This is a genomic window from Streptomyces sp. NPDC058246 (assembly GCF_042881985.1).
Lineage (GTDB): Bacteria > Actinomycetota > Actinomycetes > Streptomycetales > Streptomycetaceae > Streptomyces.
On sequence record NZ_JBHVWZ010000004.1, the window covers coordinates 277946 to 295745 of the forward strand.

A 17800-nucleotide genomic window follows, 5' to 3' on the forward strand; every position below is an offset into this window, starting at 1 on the left:
TCTCGACAGCCCTGTGACAGGCACGTCCTGAACTCGCGTCAGCCTTCCGCGAGGCTTCGGGGCACTCCGGAATTCCTGCCCGAATCGCGATGATGACGTCGCCTGTCGATGAGTTGGGCAGGCGGCCGCGGCCCGAGGGCGCCGGGCCGAGGATAAGGTCGGCGGATGCGCCAGTTCACGGAGACTGAAGCCTTGTCCGGGATCGTGCGGGAGGCACTGGGGGCGGGGATCCAAGTCGCCGGAGTGGACCGGTTGCGAGGTGGGAGCAAGAAGGGGGTCTACCGGGTTCACCTGGAGGGACCGCGTACAGCGAGTGTGATCGTCTACAGCTGGGCCGAGGCCGAGAACTTCTGGCCAGGTGCGGAAGACATCGACGCGGCCCACCCGTTCGCTCCCGCCTCCGGACTGGTCCCCTTTCTGGCCGCTCAGCGGAGACTGGACCGCCTCGGGGTCCGGGTTCCAGGGGTACTCCTGGCCGACGACAGCCGAGGCCGCTACCCCGCGGATGTGGCGGTGGTCGAGGATGTTGCCGGCGGCACTCTGGAAGCGCTACTGGATACGGATCCTGCGCGTGCGGCAGATGTCTTGAGCGAGCTGGCGGCACTGCTCGACGTGATGCACCAGCAGCACAGTCAGCGGTACGGCAGGGTGGACGTGCTTGAACGGGGCGACAAAGCGAGTGGCGTTTCCTGCGAGCAACTGGTGCTCGAACGTGCCCTCGAGGATCTCGCGGAGGCGGTGGAACGCGACCCCAGGATCGGGTCAGCCGCGGCCCCCTTGCACGATCGTCTGCAGGAGCTGGCCGTACGGGTGTCTCCGCGCATGGAACACGCACTGATCCACAGCGAACTCGGGCCCGACCACGTCCTGGTCGACGCCTCTGGGCACCCCGTCCTCATCGACATCGAGGGCCTGATGTTTTTCGATGTCGAGTGGGAGCACGTCTTCCTGCAGCTTCGTTTCGGCGAGCACTACCCAGTCTTGTCACGCCCCGGACTCGATCCAGCACGGCTCGACCTCTTCATGCTCGCGATGCGTCTTTCGCTGGTGGCCGGCCCCCTGCGCCTCCTCGACGGCGACTTCCCCCACCGCGCACTGATGCGGGGGATCGCCGAGCACAACGCGAAGGAGGCACTGGCCCTTCTGCCCCTGTCGTAACCGAGGTCGCAGCCAGTGACCACGCCTCCCCCCGGTACATCCCGAGGAACAGCTGATGCTCCACCGGTTCCGGAGTCAGTTGTCGATCAGCGGGCTCGTGCATGTCGAAGAGAGAAGAGAAATGACGGCAGTGTCGAGTTCGCGAATGTGGGACGGCCGGCCGCCCGTCACGGCGGCCGGCCGTCGAGGCAGATAGCCGCGGGAAGCCAAGGCGCGGGAGCCGGATCCCTGCTGCGCGGGCTCGGCCCACTGACGAGCGGGGGTGGATGAAGCTCTGGCCGGCCTGCGGCGCGCACCGCCGGCTGCCCGAGCCTCATCCACTGACACCGCGATGCGAAGGCGCTGCCGAAGCTGTTGGCGCGATGACCTGCCTACGCCTTTGCCGGCGCCGCCTGCTGCACGACCTCGAAGGACCACAGTGTGGACCCGCTCGCCGCCGGCTTGGGACGCTCGCCGCTCGCCGCGTCACCGCCTTGATGGGCTGCCTTCATGGGGCCCTCCATCCAGGCCTGGAAGGACTCCTCGTCACGCCACCGCGTGTAGACGAGGTAGCTGTCGGTGCCCTCGACGGGGCGGAGGAGCTCGAACCATTCGAACCCGTCGGAGTTCTCCACGGCATGGGCACGGGAGGCGAAGCGCTTCTCCAGGGTCTCCCGCTGCTCCGTGGGGACGGTCAGTACGTTGATCTTGACTACGCTCATGGTCCCATCCTGCCGCACGGTGGACTCCGGGGGCTGACGCCCTGCTCGGCAAGCCGCTCCTGACGCTCGACCGACCGCTGGCCCGCCACTGCAAAACCGCTTCCCCGCAGGAAGTCGGCGGTGACTTCTACGACCTGATCCCGGTCGGCGCGGGGGCGCTGGGTATGTTCCTTCCGCCAACCAGCCACCCTCGCCGCCAGGTTGCAAGGGGGCGTTCCCCGACGGGCTCTGAACTGCTCCGCGTGGGTGCTGCTCTGCCCGCGCGGAGTGTTCACCCGCCTGGCGTCCTGGTCAGGGTGTCATGCGGAGGGGGTATGGAAGTAGTGGCCCTTGTCGAGGTCCTCGATGAGCCCGGGCTGCGTCGGCTGCCACCCGAGCAACTCGCGGGTCAGCGCGCTCGAGGCCGGGCTGTCGGCTGACAGGAAACCTCCCAGCCAGCCGAAGTGCTCACCTGCGTCCTCCGGAGAGATGGCGACCACGGGGAGGTCGAGCCGGCGTCCGATCACTTCGGCGACGGCGCGGATCGGCACGCCCTCGTCGGCGACAGCATGCAGTGTCGAGCCCGCCGGGGTCTTGTCCAACGCCAGGCGGATGAGGTGCGCGGCATCGAGCCGATGCACCGCGGGCCAGCGGTTGGACCCGTCGCCGATGTAGCCGGAGACACCCCTGTCACGGGCGATACCGACCAGGGCCGCCATGAACCCGTGATCTCCGTCGCCGTGCACCGTCGGAGGCAGTCGCACAACGGACGAACGGACGCCGCGGGAAGCGAGGGAGAGCACCGACTCGGCGGTGGCCAACCGGGCCCGCGGGCCGCTGCCCCAAGCGGCCACAGCCGGGTCGGGGCCGTGCCCGTCCCGTTCGGTCGCGACACGCCCGGTCGTGAGCCCGAGCGTCCCGGAGGCGATGAGGAACGGTCGATCCGAACCCGCGAGCGCCTCGCCGACGGTCTCGACGGCGCGGCGGTCCGCATCGGCAGCGCCCTGGAAGTCCCCCGAGAAAGCGATGTCGTGCTTGAACGCGAGGTGGATCACGCCGTCCGACGTGGCGGCAGCCCTTCGCAGGCTGTCGAGGTCGTCGAGCGTCCCGCGGTGCACCTCTGCCCCGGCGGCGGTGAGGGCAGCGGCGGAGGCGTCCGAGCGAGCGAGCCCGAAGACCTGATGGCCTGCGCCGATGAGCTCGGGAACGACGGCGGAACCGATCCAGCCGGACGCGCCGGTCATGAACACGCGCATGGGAAACCTCCCGGGTAAGTCGACCGTCCGCGTCGCACAGGCGTGGCAGGGCAGTCGATGTCAGCGACTGACATCAACCTACATGCGATGCCAGTCACTGTCATCACCTAGGACAGTTGCTGTCATCACATAGGATCCGAAGCATGAGTCGATGGGAGCCGAACGCGCGCGGCCGACTGGAGCAGGCGGCACTGGAGCTCTACAGCGAGCGCGGGTTCGAACAGACCACCGTGACCGAGATCGCCAAACGGGCGGGACTCACGGAGCGAACGTTCTTCAGGCACTTCACCGACAAGCGCGAGGTCCTGTTCGCGGGCGCGGCCTCCCTGCAGGAGCTCTTCGTGAACGCTCTCGCCGGCGCGCCGGGTCCCGCGGCGCCGATCGACGCGGTTGCCGCGGCCCTCGATGCCGCCGCGGCCGTCTTCCAGGACCGCCGCGAACACTCCCGACAGCGCCAGAGGGTCATCGCCGCGAACGCAGAGCTGCAGGAACGCGAGCTGATCAAACTCGCATCCCTGTCCGCGGCACTCGCCGACGCGTTGCGTCGGCGCGGCGTCGCAGAGCCGGCCGCGAGTCTGGCTGCCGAGGCAGGGATCGCTGTCTTCAAGATCGCGTTCGGACGCTGGATCAGCGAAACCGACCAGCGAGACATGTCGCAACTCATCAGCGAGTCACTCGCCGAGCTGAAGGCCGTGACCGCGGGCAAATGATCACCGGCTCCGCCCCGGCGCCGCCCTCCTGCGTGGCGATGCCGCGGCTGGTCGCGCACCGCCCACCGGCACCCCCGCGTCACCGGCATGATCCAAGCCCGCTCCCGGTTGGCCAAGTGGAGCTCCGTCTGTCACGTCGTCACCCCGCGAACCGTCCTGCTGGCAGGGCATGTCTGGGGCGTGTGTCGGTGGCTGATCGAGCCGTCGCCGAGGGCGAAGCCGGGGCGTGCGGAGCGGTGGCCGGCGGGCTCTGTGCAGGTGTGGACCGCGACGGGGAAGCGTGGGCGAGCCGGCGGGTGTTGTGTAGGCGGGCGATGCCGAGCATGGCGTGGTGTACGCCGTCGCCCTTGAGGCGGCAGTCGCGCAGGATCTTCCAGGTCTTCATGTGGGCGAAGGCATGCTCGACGCGGGCCCGGAACCTGTTCGTGCGAGCGATTGTGCTCCTGTTTCCACTCGGCGAGTTCCTCGCCGGCCCGGCGACGGTGCGGCATCACGAGTCCGGTCCCGGGGTAGCCGCCGTCGGCGATCGTCATGGTGTGACCGACGGCGGCCTTCGCGCCGGACTCACCCCATGCCTTGCAGTCGTTGCGGTTGCCCGGCAGCGGCTGTCCTACCACGACCAGCCGGGTGTCGGCGTCGATAACGACCTGATGATTGGTGGAGTACCGATAGTTTTTCGACTGCTCGGCAACCTCGTGGTCGCGGGTCGGAACCAAGGTGCCGTCCACGATGAGCACGGCGTCCTTCGCGAAGCGGCGCCGAGGCTGCAGGGCAAGCAGCGGCCCGAGATGATCGATGATGCGATCGACCGCGGACTTCGAGATGCCGAACAGCGGGGCGAGCTGGCGCATCGTCAAGTTTGTGCGCCAGTACGCCGTGACCAACAGTGTCCGATCGTCCAGCGACAAGCCCCACGGCCGACCCCGGTGGTGAGTATCGACACCGGCGCGACGCAACACCGTCACCAACTTCGCGAACTGGCGCGGGCTCAGCCCGGTGAACGGGGCTGTCCAAGACGACTCCGACGCCGTGATCACACCGGCCATGGCAAGATCATTCCACTGGCGCTGATCCCTCCGGCCGAGGGTGGGTTCCGGATGTGAAGGCGAGAATGTCGAGGACCGCTGCGCGCAGGCTCCCGAAGTGCCGGTGCACGCCGTCGACGGCGACGGGAGTGTTGACTCCCCACACCGTCATGCCGGCACGCAGCCCGGACTGCACCCCGGAGGGGGCGTCCTCGATCACAAGACAGTCCTCGGGCTCGGCACCGAGTCGCTTGGCAGCCAGCAGATACGGGACAGGTGAGGGCTTGCCTTCCTCGACGGAGGCGGCATCCACGATGACATCCGGCACTGGCAAGCCGGTCCGGGCGAAGCGTCCGCGTACCCGGTGCTCGTAATTCGACGTCACCAACGCCCACGCTGTGGAGGGCAGAGCGGTCAGCAGCTCAGCCGCGCCATCGAAGGCCGTATATATGCCGGACCGCACATCCTCATCCTCCAGATCGTGCAGTGCGGCCAGGCACTCCCGTGGATCGCGGTCCGGAATGACCTGCGCGAAGGTCTCCATCGGCCTCGTCCGCAGCGCCACTTGGTAGACCTCGTCGGGATCCAGCCCGTATCGCTCCGCCCACGCGCGCCAAACCTGGCGCTGGTTGTCCACGGCATCGATCAACGTGCCATCGACATCAAACAGGACATACTTCTTGGCTCCGGGCGGAACAGGTTCACCGATCATGTCCCGATCATGCCATCAGGGCCTCGAGCAGGAAGTTTGCGGGGACAGCCCTTAGTCGTTGCCGACGCACGGGATCTGGTTCTGCCCCGTGCGGACGAGCCCGGCAGACAGCGCGCCCACCGCCCGATGTCCCTGTTCCGGGTACGGACGTGTTCAGCAACGGCGTCACTTGAGTGCCCCGAAACAGGGGCGCCCGGGACATCGGCCTCCCACTTTCTGTTCCGGCGGGCCGGACGAGGCCTATTGGGCACCTGCCCGTGCCGGCGGCGCGCCGGAGCGGGCTCCACGAGTGCTTGCCGTGAGCCGTTGAGGAAGCTGCCCCCATCTTTGGACCTCCTGCCGTCCACCTGATCGTCGACAGCGTCCGACGCCGGCACGAGGTGATCAGGCACGATCGAGCCTGATCTTGACTACGCGTACGAACCCTGCCTGGCCCAACCCTCGCCACCACCCCGGCCAACTGGCGTCCCGCGAGCTACACCATCCGGTTACTTATGATCGCCGCAGCGTTATTCGTGTAATCCGAATTCCTATTCATTCCACTATCCAGCTCTTGGTGCTGACCAGCCGTCACGAGCCCTGAACCAAGTCGAGGAGAGTGGAGAAGATGACGACATCGCCGCGATGGCGATCTGTTCTGGCGTCAGCCGCCATGGCTGCTGCCGCGCTTGCCGCAGCCCCGCTGGCGAACGCGGGAACCGCCTACGCTCAGGACCACACCACTCCGCACCCGCCGCCGTACCCGGAGAAGGCTGCCTACCCGGAGAAGCCCGTCTACCCGGGGAAGCCTGTCTATCCGGAGAAGCCGGAGAGGCCCGCCTATCCGGAGAAGCCCGCCTATCCGGAGAGGCCCGCTTACCCGGAGAAGCCGGAGAGGCCCGCCTACCCGGAGAAGCCTGCCTACCCGGAGAAGCCGGAGAGGCCCGCTTACCCGGAGAAGCCTGCCTACCCGGAGAAGCCGGAGAAGCCCGCTTACCCGGAGAAGCCCGCCTATCCGGAGAGGCCCGCTTACCCGGAGAGGCCCGCCTATCCGGAGAAGCCGGAGAAGCCTGCTTACCCGGAGAGGCCCACCCTCCCGGAGAAGCCTGCTTACCCGGAGAAGCCGACCCTCCCGGAGAAGCCTGCTTACCCGGAGAAGCCGACCCTCCCGGAGAAGCCTGCCTACCCGGAGAGGCCCACCCTCCCGGAGAAGCCTGCCTACCCGGAGAAGCCGGAGAAGCCTGCCTACCCGGAGAGGCCCACCTACCCGGAGAAGCCTGCCTACCCGGAGAAGCCGGAGAAGCCCGCCTACCCCGAGAAGCCTGCCTACCCGGAGAGGCCCACCTACCCGGAGAAGCCCGCCTACCCGGAGAAGCCGGAGAAGCCCGCTTACCCGGAGAAGCCCGCCTATCCGGAGAGGCCCGCCTACCCCGAGAAGCCCGCCTACCCGGAGAAGCCGGAGAAGCCCGCCTACCCGGAGAAGCCCGCCTACCCGGAGAAGCCGGAGAAGCCCGCCTACCCGGAGAAGCCCGACTACCCGGAGAAGCCGTCGAAACCGAACTATCCGCACCACGAGAAGCAGGAGCACGGGCACGGCGACTAGCGGTCGCGAACACCGGTGACAACGACAAGGGGAAGCCGATCCTGGGTGGTGCGGCCGCCGTCGTGAAACCCTTCGGAGGTTCCCCGGGCGGGCCCTGACGGGCCCTTAGGGGACGTAACAGGCCGGTGGTGTGCCGGGCCCGGACACTCGGGCCCGGCACACCACGTGCCGGGACCAGCTACGTTCGATGACGTGGCTGGATCTGGATTCAGAATCGGACGCGGGGACCGGGACGACTCTCCTGGGCCGGCGTACCGAGGTACGCGGCGCGCGGCTGCTTCGCGAGGAGGTTGTCCGTCCACAGCGGACGATAAAAGGCAAAGGCAAGGAGGTTTCCCACTCCTTGCCACTCTCAACTTATAGCGCACCGGGGGGCTTGCGGCAAGGCCCCGGTGGTGCCGCAGAATCTCCGGCCGAGGCCGGAATCTGCGGAACTGGGAGTCGCGAAGTGCGTGTGTTGTTGTCGACCTATGGGTCGCGCGGGGACGTCGAACCGCTGGTGGGACTCGCGGTGGAGCTGCGGGCACTCGGCGCGGAGGTGCGAGTGTGCGCGCCGCCGGACGAGGACTTCGCGCAGCTGTTGGCCGGTGTCGGCGTGCCGATGGTGCCGGTCGGCCCGTCGGCGCGCGCGCTGACGACTGCCACGCCGCCGCCGTCGTCGGCGTGCCTCCCCCGGCGCGCGGCCGACTTGATCGCCGGCCAGTTCGACGCGGTCACCGCGGCGGCCGAGGGATGTGACGCTCTGGTGGCGACGGGCGCGATCCCGGCCGCGGCCGGCGCGCGGTCGGTCGCCGAGAAACCGGGCATCCCCTCCGTGTCCGTGACCTTCCAGCAGCTCACTCTGCCGTCGCCACACCACTCGCCGTTGGCGTATCCGGGGCGGCCGTTCCCGCCGGAGGAGAGCGACAACCGGGTGTTATGGGACCTGGACGCCCAGAGCATCAATGCGCTGTTCGGTGAGGCGCTCAACACCAACCGGGCGTCGATCGGTCTGCCCCCGGTGGACAACGTCCGGGACTACGTCATCGGCGACCAGCCGTGGCTGGCGACGGGTCCCGATCCTGGATCCGTCGCGGGGAACGCCGGACCTCGACGTCGTACAGACCGGATCGTGGGTCCTGCCGGACGTTCGCCCACTCCCGGCGGAGTTGGTGGCGTTCCTGGACGCCGGCACACCACCGGTGTACGTGGGCTTCGGCAGTATGCCCATGCGCGCGTCGACGGACGCCGCCCAGGTGGCCATCGAGGCGATCCGGGCGCAGGGCCGCCGCGCACTCGTCTCCCAGGGCTGGGCGGACCTGGCACTGATGGCCGCGCTCAAGAGGACCTGACCCCCGAGACCCGTGCACGAGCGAGGGCCGTGGCGGGCACGATCCACACCGGCGGGGCGGCGGTGGCCGCGAAGCTGCTGCTCGACACGGTCAGCCGCGAAACGCCGCCCGTGTCCGCGTGAACCACGCTGATTCATCGAGCCAGGACCCAGCACTCGAGAACCCGCAAACCCTGGCGACCTGAACCGACAACGGCCACGGGGCCACGTCAGGCGGAGCGTTGCTCGCCATGGCCCACCAGGTTCGTGATGTCAGGCGGAGCGTTGCTCGCCATGGCCCACCAGGTCCGCCACGCCAGTCCAGACGCCTTGCCGCGCACAACGGTCGCGAGCGACCTCAGATCGGAGCCGATTACGTGAAACCGCTGACCACCAGCGTGTTTGACCTTCCCGACCATCTTTCCCCCAAGGCCGCCCCGAGCCTGATCGCCGACGACGAGCAGCACTTCGCCGCCCTCGCGGAGAGCCTTGAGCAGGCGATCGCCGAACTGTCCGACCGCCTCGACGCCGAGCGCAGGGCGCCCGGCGGCATTGGCCGGCAGGCGATGGACCGGGACACGGAGATCCACCGGCTGACCGTTCGGCTGCGCGCACTGCGTCGCTTCGGTTTGGACCTGTGCCTCGGACACATGGTCAGCGCGGACAGCCCCGAACCGGTGTATGTCGGACGACTTGGCCTTACGGACAGCGCGGGTCGTCGGCTGCTGCTCGACTGGCGCTCTCCCGCCGCTGAGCCGTTCTTCGGAGCCACCCACGCCAACCCGATGGGTCTGGCGAGCCGCCGTAGGTATCGGTGGACCCGCGGCCGGATCAGCGACTACTGGGACGAGGTGTTCACCTCGGACGGGTTTGTCGGGCACGCCGCGCTCGACGACCAGTCCGCCTTCATCGCCAGCCTGGGCAGCAACCGGTCGGCACGGATGCGAGACGTTCTCGGCACCATCCAGGCCGACCAGGACGCCATCATCCGCGCGGGATCCCGCGGCGCTCTCGTCGTCGACGGCGGTCCGGGTACGGGGAAGACCGTCGTCGCTCTGCACCGCTCCGCCTACCTCCTCTACTCCGACCCTCGCCTGGGTCACCGGCGGGGCGGGGTGCTGTTCGTCGGACCGCACCGGCCCTACCTGGCCTACGTCGCCGACGTCCTCCCCAGCCTCGGAGAAGAGGGCGTGCAGACCTGCACCCTGCGGGACCTCGTCGCCGAGGGAGCCGCAGCAGCGGTAGAGGCAGACCCGGACGTGGCCGTCCTGAAGTCGTCCGCGAACCTGGTGAAGGCGATCGAGAAGGCCGTCAGGTTCTATGAGGAGCCGCCCACCAAGGGGATGACGGTCACGACCCACTGGTCCGACATCTGGCTGAGCGCCGACGACTGGGCCGCGGCATTCGAAGCGGCAGACCCCGGTACTCCGCACAACGAGGCGCGCGACCAGGTCTGGGACGAGCTGATCACGATCCTGGTGGACAAGCACGACGGCGTCGTCTCGGACGACCTGCTGCGCAAGTCGCTGCGGCGGGACCAGGAGCTGCTCACGGCCTTCAACCGCGCGTGGCCGCTGCTCGAAGCGGCTGACCTCGTCGGAGACCTGTGGTCGGTACCCGCGTACCTGCGGATGTGCGCTCCCTGGCTCAGCCCCGATGACGTTCACAAGCTCCAGCGCGCGGACGCCCAGGCCTGGACGGTGTCCGACCTGCCGCTCCTGGACGCGGCTCGGCAGCGGCTCGGCGACCCGGAGGCGTCACGGCGCAGGCGTCGGAACGAGGCCGCTGTCTCCGCCGAACGTGCGCGCAGGGCCGACGCCATCGACAGCCTGCTGCAGAACGTCGTGATCGATGAGAGTGAAGGCGCGGTGGGGATGCTGCACGGACGGGACCTGCAGGACACCCTGGTCGACGAGAGCGCACTGCCCAGCGTCGAACCGGACCTGCTCGCCGGCCCGTTCGCGCACATCGTCGTGGACGAAGCGCAGGAACTGACCGACGCGGAGTGGCAGATGTTGCTGCTCCGTTGCCCGTCCCGGAGCTTCACCATCGTCGGGGATCGTGCTCAGGCCAGGCACGGGTTCACGGAGTCGTGGCAGGAACGGCTCGAGCGGATCGGGCTCGACCGGATCGACCTGGCCTCCCTGAGCATCAACTACCGGACGCCGGAAGAAGTCATGGCGGAAGCCGAGCCGGTCATCCGGGCCGTGCTCCCGGACGCCAACGTGCCGACCTCCATCCGCAGCAGCGGCGTCCCCGTCGCCCACGGATCCGCTTCGGATCTGAGCTCGATCCTCGACACCTGGCTCTCCGCACACACCGACGGTATCGCCTGCGTCATCGGTGATCCCACACTCCAGGCGACGTCTCGCGTCCGGTCGCTGACCCCGGAGCTGTCGAAGGGGCTCGAATTCGACCTGGTCGTCCTCGTCGACCCGGAGGCGTTCGGCAAGGGCATCGAAGGAGCGGTCGACCGCTACGTCGCGATGACCCGGGCGACCCAGCAACTCGTCATCCTCACGAGCTCCTGACGTCGGCCGGACGTACGCAGTCACCCGGCCGAGTCGACGGCGTCACTGCAGGCCGGGGAACCACCGGTGTCCATGGCCTTCGGCAGCATGCCCATACGCACCTCGCAGGACGTCGCCCAGGCGGTCATCGGGGCGGCCCGCGACGCCATCACTCGCGCGGCCCGCCCCTCTGTACGTCCCTGGAAGGGAGGCGCAGTGTTCAGGGGCGCAGCGGGTTGCACAACAAGGCCGCGGGGCCCGGTGTGCTGCCCAGGCGGGTGGTGAAGGCGATACCGGCGGCGTACTCGTCGGCGGTGCATTGGCCCTTGTAGTGGCCCTGGGCGAAGTCGCCGCCGGAGCCGTCGGTGGGTCGGCTGTCGGACCGGTCGAACCAGACGGTTCGTCCGGTGCTGCCCAGGCGCGTGGTGGCGGGCGCGCACAGGGCCGCCGACACACGGTCACCACGGCGGCTGTAGCCGATGAGGAACTGCCCGGCGGGGCACTGGAGTTTGGTGTAGCCACCGGCCCAGTCGCCGCCCGCGGGGACGTAGCGTTCGTCGCTGACGACTGTCTGGGCGTTGCCTGCGGCGCGCAGGTCGCCGACGTTCGTGTCGGTGCACAGGCCACGGCCGCCGGTGTGGCTGAGGCCGATCAGCCGGAGTCCGTCGGGGCAGGCGGCCTTGTACGCCCCCGGATCCCAGTCGCCGCCTGCCCGAACCCGCAGAGACTGGACGTAGTCGCCGTGGTCTGTGGTGAGCATGCGCCAGACGGGTGTCGGCGTGATGGCCCCGGCGCGTGAGGGAGCGGTCATGAGGTGATTCCAGGCGGCGCCGCGCCAGTCGCCTCCGTCGAGGATGCCGTAGCGTCGCCCGGCGCTGTCGTACCGCAGCAGGGCCCAGTCGTCGTGGCCTTCCCAGCCGACCAGGGGCCAGTAGGCGAAGTCGGCGTCATGGTCGGCGAAGTAGTCGGTGATGTCGGTGAACCAGCCGCGGGCGGCGGTGCCCGGCTCACCGGCCCCGATGCCGAACTCGCTGATCCACACGGGTGCGGTGTAGTGCTGTCCCTCCGAGGTGACGAAGAAAGCCTGGTCGGCGAGGACTTGGTACAGTTGGTCGCGGGACAGGTCCTGGTAGCGGGGATCGTGGGTCTCGCCGACTCCGGTGGCGCCACTGTGCCGGGGACCGGTGTAGCCGTAGAAGTGGGCCGAATAGACCAGCTTGTGAGCGTCCACGAGGGTGTGCGAAAGCGTACGCACAGGCGTCAGGGTGGGGCGGTCGTGCGGCAGCCCGTCGACGGGCACGCCGGTCCAGTTGATGCCTTCCACGACAATGAGAAGATCGGGGTTGCCCTCGGTGAGGATGCGGTCGGCGGCGAGTTGAGCCGCGGCGTACCAGTCGTGGCCGTCGCCCATGCCCCAGTTGGGGTCGTCCAGTACGTCACGGCGTACTTCGTTGTAGAGATCCGCGCCCACGACAAGGGGGTTGGCGGCGTAACGGCGGGCCATGGAGACCCAGTCGTCGGCCCACTGCTGGGTGGACTGGCTGCTGTTCCACCGTTCGTTGCCGTCGATTCCGCAGCACCAACGGGAGGTGTTGGTGTGGTTGTTGAGGATGACGGCGAACCCGTCCTGGGTGAGAGCGGTCACCACGGCGTCGTAGATCTGAAGGGGTGTCTTGTCGCGCAACCGCGGATTGGCCGCGACGGCGGCGTCCGGCACGGCAGCGGTCGAGTGGATCATCTCGTTGGAAAACGGCAGCCGGATGCTGTTGATGCCGAGTTCGTGGAAGTCGGTGAGCAACTCGGGCAGCGGGGCGCGGTCCAGGCCGAGGGGTATGCCGTACGAGTTCTGGCCGGCGTGGTGGTTGGCGGGATCGGCGGTGCTGCCGCTCCCCGTCCACGAGCCCTGGGCGCCGTCCCAGTTGGCCGACTTCAGGCGGAACCGGTACCCCTGGGCGTCGACGATGTACCGGCCGCGGGTGGACAACGGCGGCTGCCAGGTATCGGCCGCCGGGGAAGAGGTCTCTGCGACAGCCTTCGAGGCGACAGGCTCCGAGGCGACAGGCTCCGAGGCGACGGGCTCCGAGGCGACGGGCTCCGGCGTGGCGGTGACCGTGGTCGCCGCGGTCGCCGACGTGGTCAGCAGCGCGAGAACCGCCGCTGGTGCTGTCAGGTACTGGACAAGTCTGATGGTCGGCATCCTGTCCTCTGTGGGCGCTCGGTGGGGAAAAGACGATCGGCGGCTGTCACCCTACGAAGGAACTCCCGCCAGGTCGACGTCAGTTGTCGCCACCATGCTCCTCAGCTGCGCGCGGGGCGGGCCTGCGCCGCCGACTTCCGGTGAGGCGTACAACCTTCCGGTCACACGTACAACCTCAATGGTCTCGGTCTGCCGTCCCGCCGGCATCGGTGGCGGTCGCCCTCCCGCGCGACCGACGATCGAAACGGGGGAGGCGCGAGGGTGCACCCGCCATCCGCAGGGTTGGCGGTCGTCCTGCGGGTTGGTTCGCGGGCGGTTTGCCTCTTCAGGGGGACGTCGCGTGGGTGGCCGTTCCGACCGGCAGGCGACCGGCAGGCGATCGGCGGCCTGAAGGGTGACGATAGGACCAATGGCTGATATCGGGAGGTACGGATGGCGGGCGGCGGGCTGATGCGTGGCTGTGATGTGAGTGTCCCCGGTGGCGGCGGTGCTGTGTCGTGACGGCCGCACCCAGGAGTCCCGGCGCCCACCGGCAGTCTGATCTCGTCGACCAGACGGTGGTGTTGATCGGTGGAAGTGCGGGTATCGGGCTGGAGACTGCTCGTCAGGTGGGTGCGGGTGGTGGTCGGGTGATTCTGGTCGGCCGCAATCCGGAGCGTCTGCGGCAGGCTGCGCAGGAGCTCGACCCTGTTGGCACAGCGGTGTTCGACGCGGCCGACACCGATCGTCTGAGGCAGTTCTTCGAGGATCTGCCCGGCCCGGTCGACCACGTGCTGGTCACCGCGGGTGGTCCCTTCTACATGCCTTTGGCAGACATGGACCTTGCCGTCGCCCGCCGTCACTTCAGCGAGCGCCTGGCCACGATGCTCGGGGTCGGCCTCTACAGCCGTGACAAGGTCCGGGCGGGTGGCACGCTGCTGTTCATCGGCGGTACGGGCGGTCGGCGCCCGGGCGTCGGCATGGCTGTCTTGTCCGCCCTTACCGCGGCGCTGCCCGCGCTCACGGCGAACCTGGCGCTCGAGCTGGCACCGGTCCGGGTGAATCTCCTCGCTGCCGGGTTCGTCGATACGCCGCTGTCGGCCTCGCTCCTGGGTGATCAGCTTGAGGCGCGTCGTGAGGAACTGCGCGCGACGCTTCCGATCCGGCGGGTCGTCGGCCCGGCCGACGTTGCTGCCCTGGCGGTGCACATCATGTGCAATGACGCGCTCACCGGCGGTACGTACGACATTGACGGCGGCCAGCAGCTCATCGCGCACTGACCGCCCCGGCGGCGTCTCAGTCTGTCGTTTTTCCACGGAGAGGACGCTGTGGCGCCAGCCGCCGGGCGTCCACGGTGAGTTCGAGCAGTTCGCCGAGGGCTTCGCCTACCTCGAACATGGCCACGCCAGGGGCAAGGTCGTCGTCCAGATGTGAGGGCGCACTCCACCGTACGGATGCCGGACCTGTCCGGGCTCCTATCGGGCGAATTCAGGCGAGGACTGTGGTGGTCGGCTCGGCCGGCCGGTCCGGCAGCTCCCAGAGTGAGGAAGGGCGAAAATCGCACCATGTGCCGTCGAAGGGGAAGCGGCCGGCCTCGGCAAGCCCGATGACCTCCTTCCCCTCGGCGCGGATCGCTGCTGCCTCGTCGGCCGTCCAATATGCGGGGTGACCAATCTTGGCCTCGAACGACTCCTCGTCCTTCCACTGCCATGTCCGGTCGGGCGCCACCGTGAGGTCCAGTTCGAGGTCGATCACGTCGATGCCTTCGCCGTGGCGGATGCGGCGCTCGAAGTTGACGTACCAACCCTGAAAGCGCATATCGGCAGAGAACAGCCACCACACCGCGTGCGACGCGCCGTCCGGCTGGTAGATGAGGGCACTGCCCCGACGCCAGGCATCCGACCGCACCGGATACCCGCCCTCGGGTCGATCCTGTGGTGGGACGTTCCGAAGATGGACATCACCGGGCAGCTCGGCCTCCCAGACCGGAGAGCCCCCACGTGCCGAGGGGCCGGCTTGAGGGTAGAAGTCTTAGCCTGTGTGAGAGGGAGCAGATCTGATCAGATCGGATCAGATAAGCGCCGGGTGGCCCGTCAGTTGGGGATACAACGCCTCCGGACCCTGGGCCAGCGCTGCCTGGACCCTTTTGCTCGCGTCGTCGGCGAGTACTTCGTGCAGCCCGGCCTCGACACCGTCGAGAGTCGCGCGGGCTACGGCGGCGGGATCGGCCTTGGGAGCGGTCACGCTCGCGGCCATGTCCGTCTCCATGTAGCTGACGTGCAGTGCGGTGACCGGTGTGCCCTGTTCGGCGAGTGCCAGCCGCAGGGCGTTGGTGACCGACCACTCGGCGGACTTGGCCGCGGCGTATCCGGAGCTCGCCGGGATCGAAACCCAGGACAGCACGGACAGGACATTGACGATCGCGCCGCCGGCGTTGCGCCCGAGGACGGGGGCGAAGGCCCTGCTCATGGCGAGGGTGCCGATTACGTGAGTCTCGAACTCCATCCGGAACGCGTCCAGGTCAGCCGCGAGCACGTCGGCCCGCGTCGTCGAACCGGCGTTGTTGATGAGGAGGGTCACGTCCTGGGCCTGGTCGGCTGCCGCGCGCACGGACTCGTGGTCGGTGATGTCCACGGCGACCGGGATCGCGTCCGGCACGGTGACCTTTGCGGGGTCGCGGGATCCGGCATAGACCTTCGCCGCTCCAGCGTCGAAGAGCGCCCGCACGAAATGCTCACCGAGCCCGCGGTTGGCTCCGGTGACGAACGCGACAGACCCGTGGATCTTCAAGGGAGCGCCTCTCCGGCGACGGGTTGCTGGGCCCAAGAGGGGCGGTCACGCCGCGGTTGTGGTCACGAACGTGAGCGCGGCGCCGCCCCATACGAACGTATAGCGCTCGGGTCCCGGTCACCACCCGAACCGCACCCGCCCCACTGGTCCGGGCAGGGTTCCACCGCCTTGATCGGCTGTCTCGCCCAGCACTCAGGGCAGCTTCATACGGGACACGGCCGCGCGCGACTCGGTGGCGCTCACCGCGATTGCTACCACCCTGCTACCTTGTCAGGATGACGTCCACGAAGAAGCAGACGCAGGTCCGGCTGGAGCCCGAGGTGCTCGCCGCAGGCAAGGACGCCGCGGCTGCTCGGGGGCTCGATTTCAACCGGTACGTCGAGCGCCTCATCATCGAGGACACCACCGGCGCCCGCGCCGCCGGCATGGCCGCCGCGCAGCGCCTCATCGACCAGCATGGCGCCTTCCTCGACGACCTGGAAGAACAGTTGGACGCGCCGTACACGCGGCCGCAGCCCGGCGCCGCCGCGTGATCCTGCACATCGACGAGGCCTGGATCCTCGAGGCCGCGGAGCGGGCCGGCCGCCGTGATCCGCGCGTCGACGACTACGGGGTGCCCGTCGCCGCCGTCGCCCGCCACCGCGGCGAACTCCTCGACCACCCCGTCTACGACGGCCCCTACGCCCGGGCCGCCGCCCTGGTACACACCCTGGGCCGCTGCCGCTGGCTGGAGCGCTCCAACCTCACCGTCGCCTGCGCGGTCGCCGTGATGTACCTGGAAGCCAGCAGCATCCCCGTCAACCCCACCCGCGAGCAACTCACCGCTCTCGCCCATGAACTGAACAACCCGCGCTCCACGGTCGCCCGGATAGCCGCCTTCCTGCGGACCTGGAAGCCCTGATCGCCGGGGCGGTCGGCTGTCCCACAGTGTGGCAGCCCACCGCGACCGGCCGCGCCGTCGCCGGACTGGCATCCAGACCCGGGCTGCCTCGAAGCCCCGAGGGGGCGGAGGCTGTCGCTGCCGCCGCTCTCGTCGCGGCACAGTGCCCGGGCGGCGAGCCGGTCGGTGCAAGTCACAGGCCGGACGAAGGCCTTCCGCTTCCGACCTTCGCCGACGATCTTCGGACGCTTGCTGCCGAGGTGCTCGGCCGGGTGGTCGCCGAGGCGTCGGAGCTCGCCAAGCTCTGGGACGAGACACCGGATGGTCCGAAGTGGCGGCAGAGCATCAGCCGCATTTGCGCCGTCCTCGCACTCGAGCCCGAGCATCAGGGAGACCCGCTGTCCGATCTGGAGCCGGACAACTCGGCTGCCGCGGGCCTCGGCGCCGTACGGCGCTGACCACGGGGAAGCGGATGGATTCCCGCTGCGAGAGGGGGCCGGCCAGTCCGGGGTGCCCCTGGAGCTGCCGACTGTTCCCGGGCGACCGTGGAGCTATTGCGGATAAAGGAGGACAATTGGGGATCTGACGAGAACGAGAGGTCTCGCGATGGCGAAAACACCGAAGCAGCCCCCGCACGGGGAAGGACCGCGCAAATCCAGGGGAGAGCGTGACATGCGGTGGGGCCCGTCTGTGAACGAGGAATCGCAGCAGCCGAACCCCAGCGCCCACCGGTCCTTCCACCCCGACAAATATGCCCCTGGGCCCGATGAGCCCCGCAAGGCGCCCAGCAAGAAGGAGAAAGAGGCATCGGGGGTCGGCACGCCCTCGGACAGCTTGACCACGAGCGGCGAAGACCGGGGAAAGAAGTCCGAAGGCATGCATGACACCGGCCGTCGCGGAAAGTCCCGGCGCCCCAGCGGCGAGAAGGACGCCTCCGCCTTCACCGGCGTCAAACCCGAAGATTCATCCGGCGGAGACGGAAGCCGTTGAATCACCTGATGTGATCGACCGC

The 17800-nt window shown here is 68.8% G+C and carries 15 protein-coding genes and 1 pseudogene; 9 read left to right on the forward strand and 7 right to left on the reverse strand.

Annotated elements, in window-relative coordinates:
* Positions 1–165 precede the first annotated feature (165 nt).
* Positions 166–1158 (forward strand): phosphotransferase family protein, encoded by a 993-nt coding sequence (locus tag ACFVXA_RS08425; RefSeq protein ID WP_389470781.1) that lies wholly within the window; start codon positions 166–168, stop codon positions 1156–1158.
* Positions 1159–1529: 371 nt separating this feature from the next.
* On the opposite strand, the gene ACFVXA_RS08430 is transcribed toward ACFVXA_RS08425, so the two are convergent.
* Both ACFVXA_RS08430 and ACFVXA_RS08435 read right to left on the reverse strand, forming a co-directional pair.
* Complete coding sequence (locus ACFVXA_RS08430; protein WP_362030791.1) at positions 1530–1859, reverse strand: antibiotic biosynthesis monooxygenase; 330 nt, start codon at positions 1857–1859, stop codon at positions 1530–1532.
* Positions 1860–2158: 299 nt separating this feature from the next.
* The gene (locus ACFVXA_RS08435) at positions 2159–3094 is read right to left on the reverse strand and encodes an SDR family oxidoreductase (protein WP_390024303.1); all 936 of its coding nucleotides are present in this window, start codon (positions 3092–3094) and stop codon (positions 2159–2161) included.
* Positions 3095–3237: 143 nt separating this feature from the next.
* Here ACFVXA_RS08435 and ACFVXA_RS08440 point away from each other — a divergent pair, with 143 nt between their 5' ends.
* Positions 3238–3804 carry a TetR family transcriptional regulator gene (locus ACFVXA_RS08440; protein ID WP_390024305.1) on the forward strand — a complete coding sequence of 189 codons (567 nt, stop codon included), beginning with the start codon at positions 3238–3240 and terminating at the stop codon, positions 3802–3804.
* 298 nt (positions 3805–4102) lie between these two features.
* Here the strand turns inward: ACFVXA_RS08440 and ACFVXA_RS08445 are convergent.
* Together ACFVXA_RS08445 and ACFVXA_RS08450 are read right to left on the reverse strand one after the other, a co-directional pair.
* Positions 4103–4850 (reverse strand): annotated as a pseudogene (locus tag ACFVXA_RS08445) (transposase); the annotation flags it as partial.
* Positions 4851–4857: 7 nt separating this feature from the next.
* A complete protein-coding gene (locus tag ACFVXA_RS08450; RefSeq protein WP_384395592.1) occupies positions 4858–5541 on the reverse strand; it encodes an HAD family hydrolase in 684 nt (227 codons plus the stop codon).
* 607 nt (positions 5542–6148) lie between these two features.
* Here ACFVXA_RS08450 and ACFVXA_RS08455 point away from each other — a divergent pair.
* The 3 genes from ACFVXA_RS08455 to helR all read left to right on the forward strand — a co-directional run bounded on the left by ACFVXA_RS08455 (position 6149) and on the right by helR (position 10963).
* On the forward strand, positions 6149–7123 hold the full coding sequence (locus ACFVXA_RS08455; RefSeq protein ID WP_390024307.1) for a hypothetical protein: 975 nt from the start codon (positions 6149–6151) through the stop codon (positions 7121–7123).
* 448 nt (positions 7124–7571) lie between these two features.
* Entirely contained in the window at positions 7572–8576 is a 1005-nt protein-coding gene (locus ACFVXA_RS08460) for a glycosyltransferase (protein ID WP_390024309.1), read from the forward strand.
* Between the two features lie 233 nt (positions 8577–8809).
* Positions 8810–10963 carry an RNA polymerase recycling motor ATPase HelR gene (gene helR, locus ACFVXA_RS08465; protein WP_390024311.1) on the forward strand — a complete coding sequence of 718 codons (2154 nt, stop codon included), beginning with the start codon at positions 8810–8812 and terminating at the stop codon, positions 10961–10963.
* A gap of 199 nt (positions 10964–11162) precedes the next feature.
* Here the strand turns inward: helR and ACFVXA_RS08470 are convergent, their stop codons facing one another.
* Positions 11163–13139 (reverse strand): glycoside hydrolase family 5 protein, encoded by a 1977-nt coding sequence (locus ACFVXA_RS08470; RefSeq protein WP_390024313.1) that lies wholly within the window; start codon positions 13137–13139, stop codon positions 11163–11165.
* A gap of 497 nt (positions 13140–13636) precedes the next feature.
* Here ACFVXA_RS08470 and ACFVXA_RS08475 point away from each other — a divergent pair, with 497 nt between their 5' ends.
* Positions 13637–14398 carry an SDR family oxidoreductase gene (locus ACFVXA_RS08475; protein ID WP_390024315.1) on the forward strand — a complete coding sequence of 254 codons (762 nt, stop codon included), beginning with the start codon at positions 13637–13639 and terminating at the stop codon, positions 14396–14398.
* 208 nt (positions 14399–14606) lie between these two features.
* On the opposite strand, the gene ACFVXA_RS08480 is transcribed toward ACFVXA_RS08475, so the two are convergent.
* Complete coding sequence (locus ACFVXA_RS08480) at positions 14607–15026, reverse strand: DUF402 domain-containing protein (RefSeq protein ID WP_383908068.1); 420 nt, start codon at positions 15024–15026, stop codon at positions 14607–14609.
* A 162-nt stretch (positions 15027–15188) separates the two neighbouring features.
* A complete protein-coding gene (locus ACFVXA_RS08485; RefSeq protein ID WP_390024317.1) occupies positions 15189–15908 on the reverse strand; it encodes an SDR family oxidoreductase in 720 nt (239 codons plus the stop codon).
* A gap of 275 nt (positions 15909–16183) precedes the next feature.
* Here ACFVXA_RS08485 and ACFVXA_RS08490 point away from each other — a divergent pair, with 275 nt between their 5' ends.
* Genes ACFVXA_RS08490 through ACFVXA_RS08500 form a run of 3 tightly spaced genes read left to right on the forward strand, consistent with a single transcriptional unit; the run spans position 16184 to position 17246 of the window.
* Complete coding sequence (locus ACFVXA_RS08490; RefSeq protein WP_362033861.1) at positions 16184–16441, forward strand: hypothetical protein; 258 nt, start codon at positions 16184–16186, stop codon at positions 16439–16441.
* Complete coding sequence (locus ACFVXA_RS08495; RefSeq protein WP_362033863.1) at positions 16438–16809, forward strand: fic family toxin-antitoxin system, toxin component; 372 nt, start codon at positions 16438–16440, stop codon at positions 16807–16809. The genes ACFVXA_RS08490 and ACFVXA_RS08495 overlap by 4 nt, the downstream gene beginning before the upstream one ends.
* Positions 16810–16835: 26 nt before the next feature.
* A complete protein-coding gene (locus ACFVXA_RS08500; protein ID WP_390024319.1) occupies positions 16836–17246 on the forward strand; it encodes a DUF4259 domain-containing protein in 411 nt (136 codons plus the stop codon).
* The last annotated feature ends 554 nt before the right edge of the window (positions 17247–17800 follow it).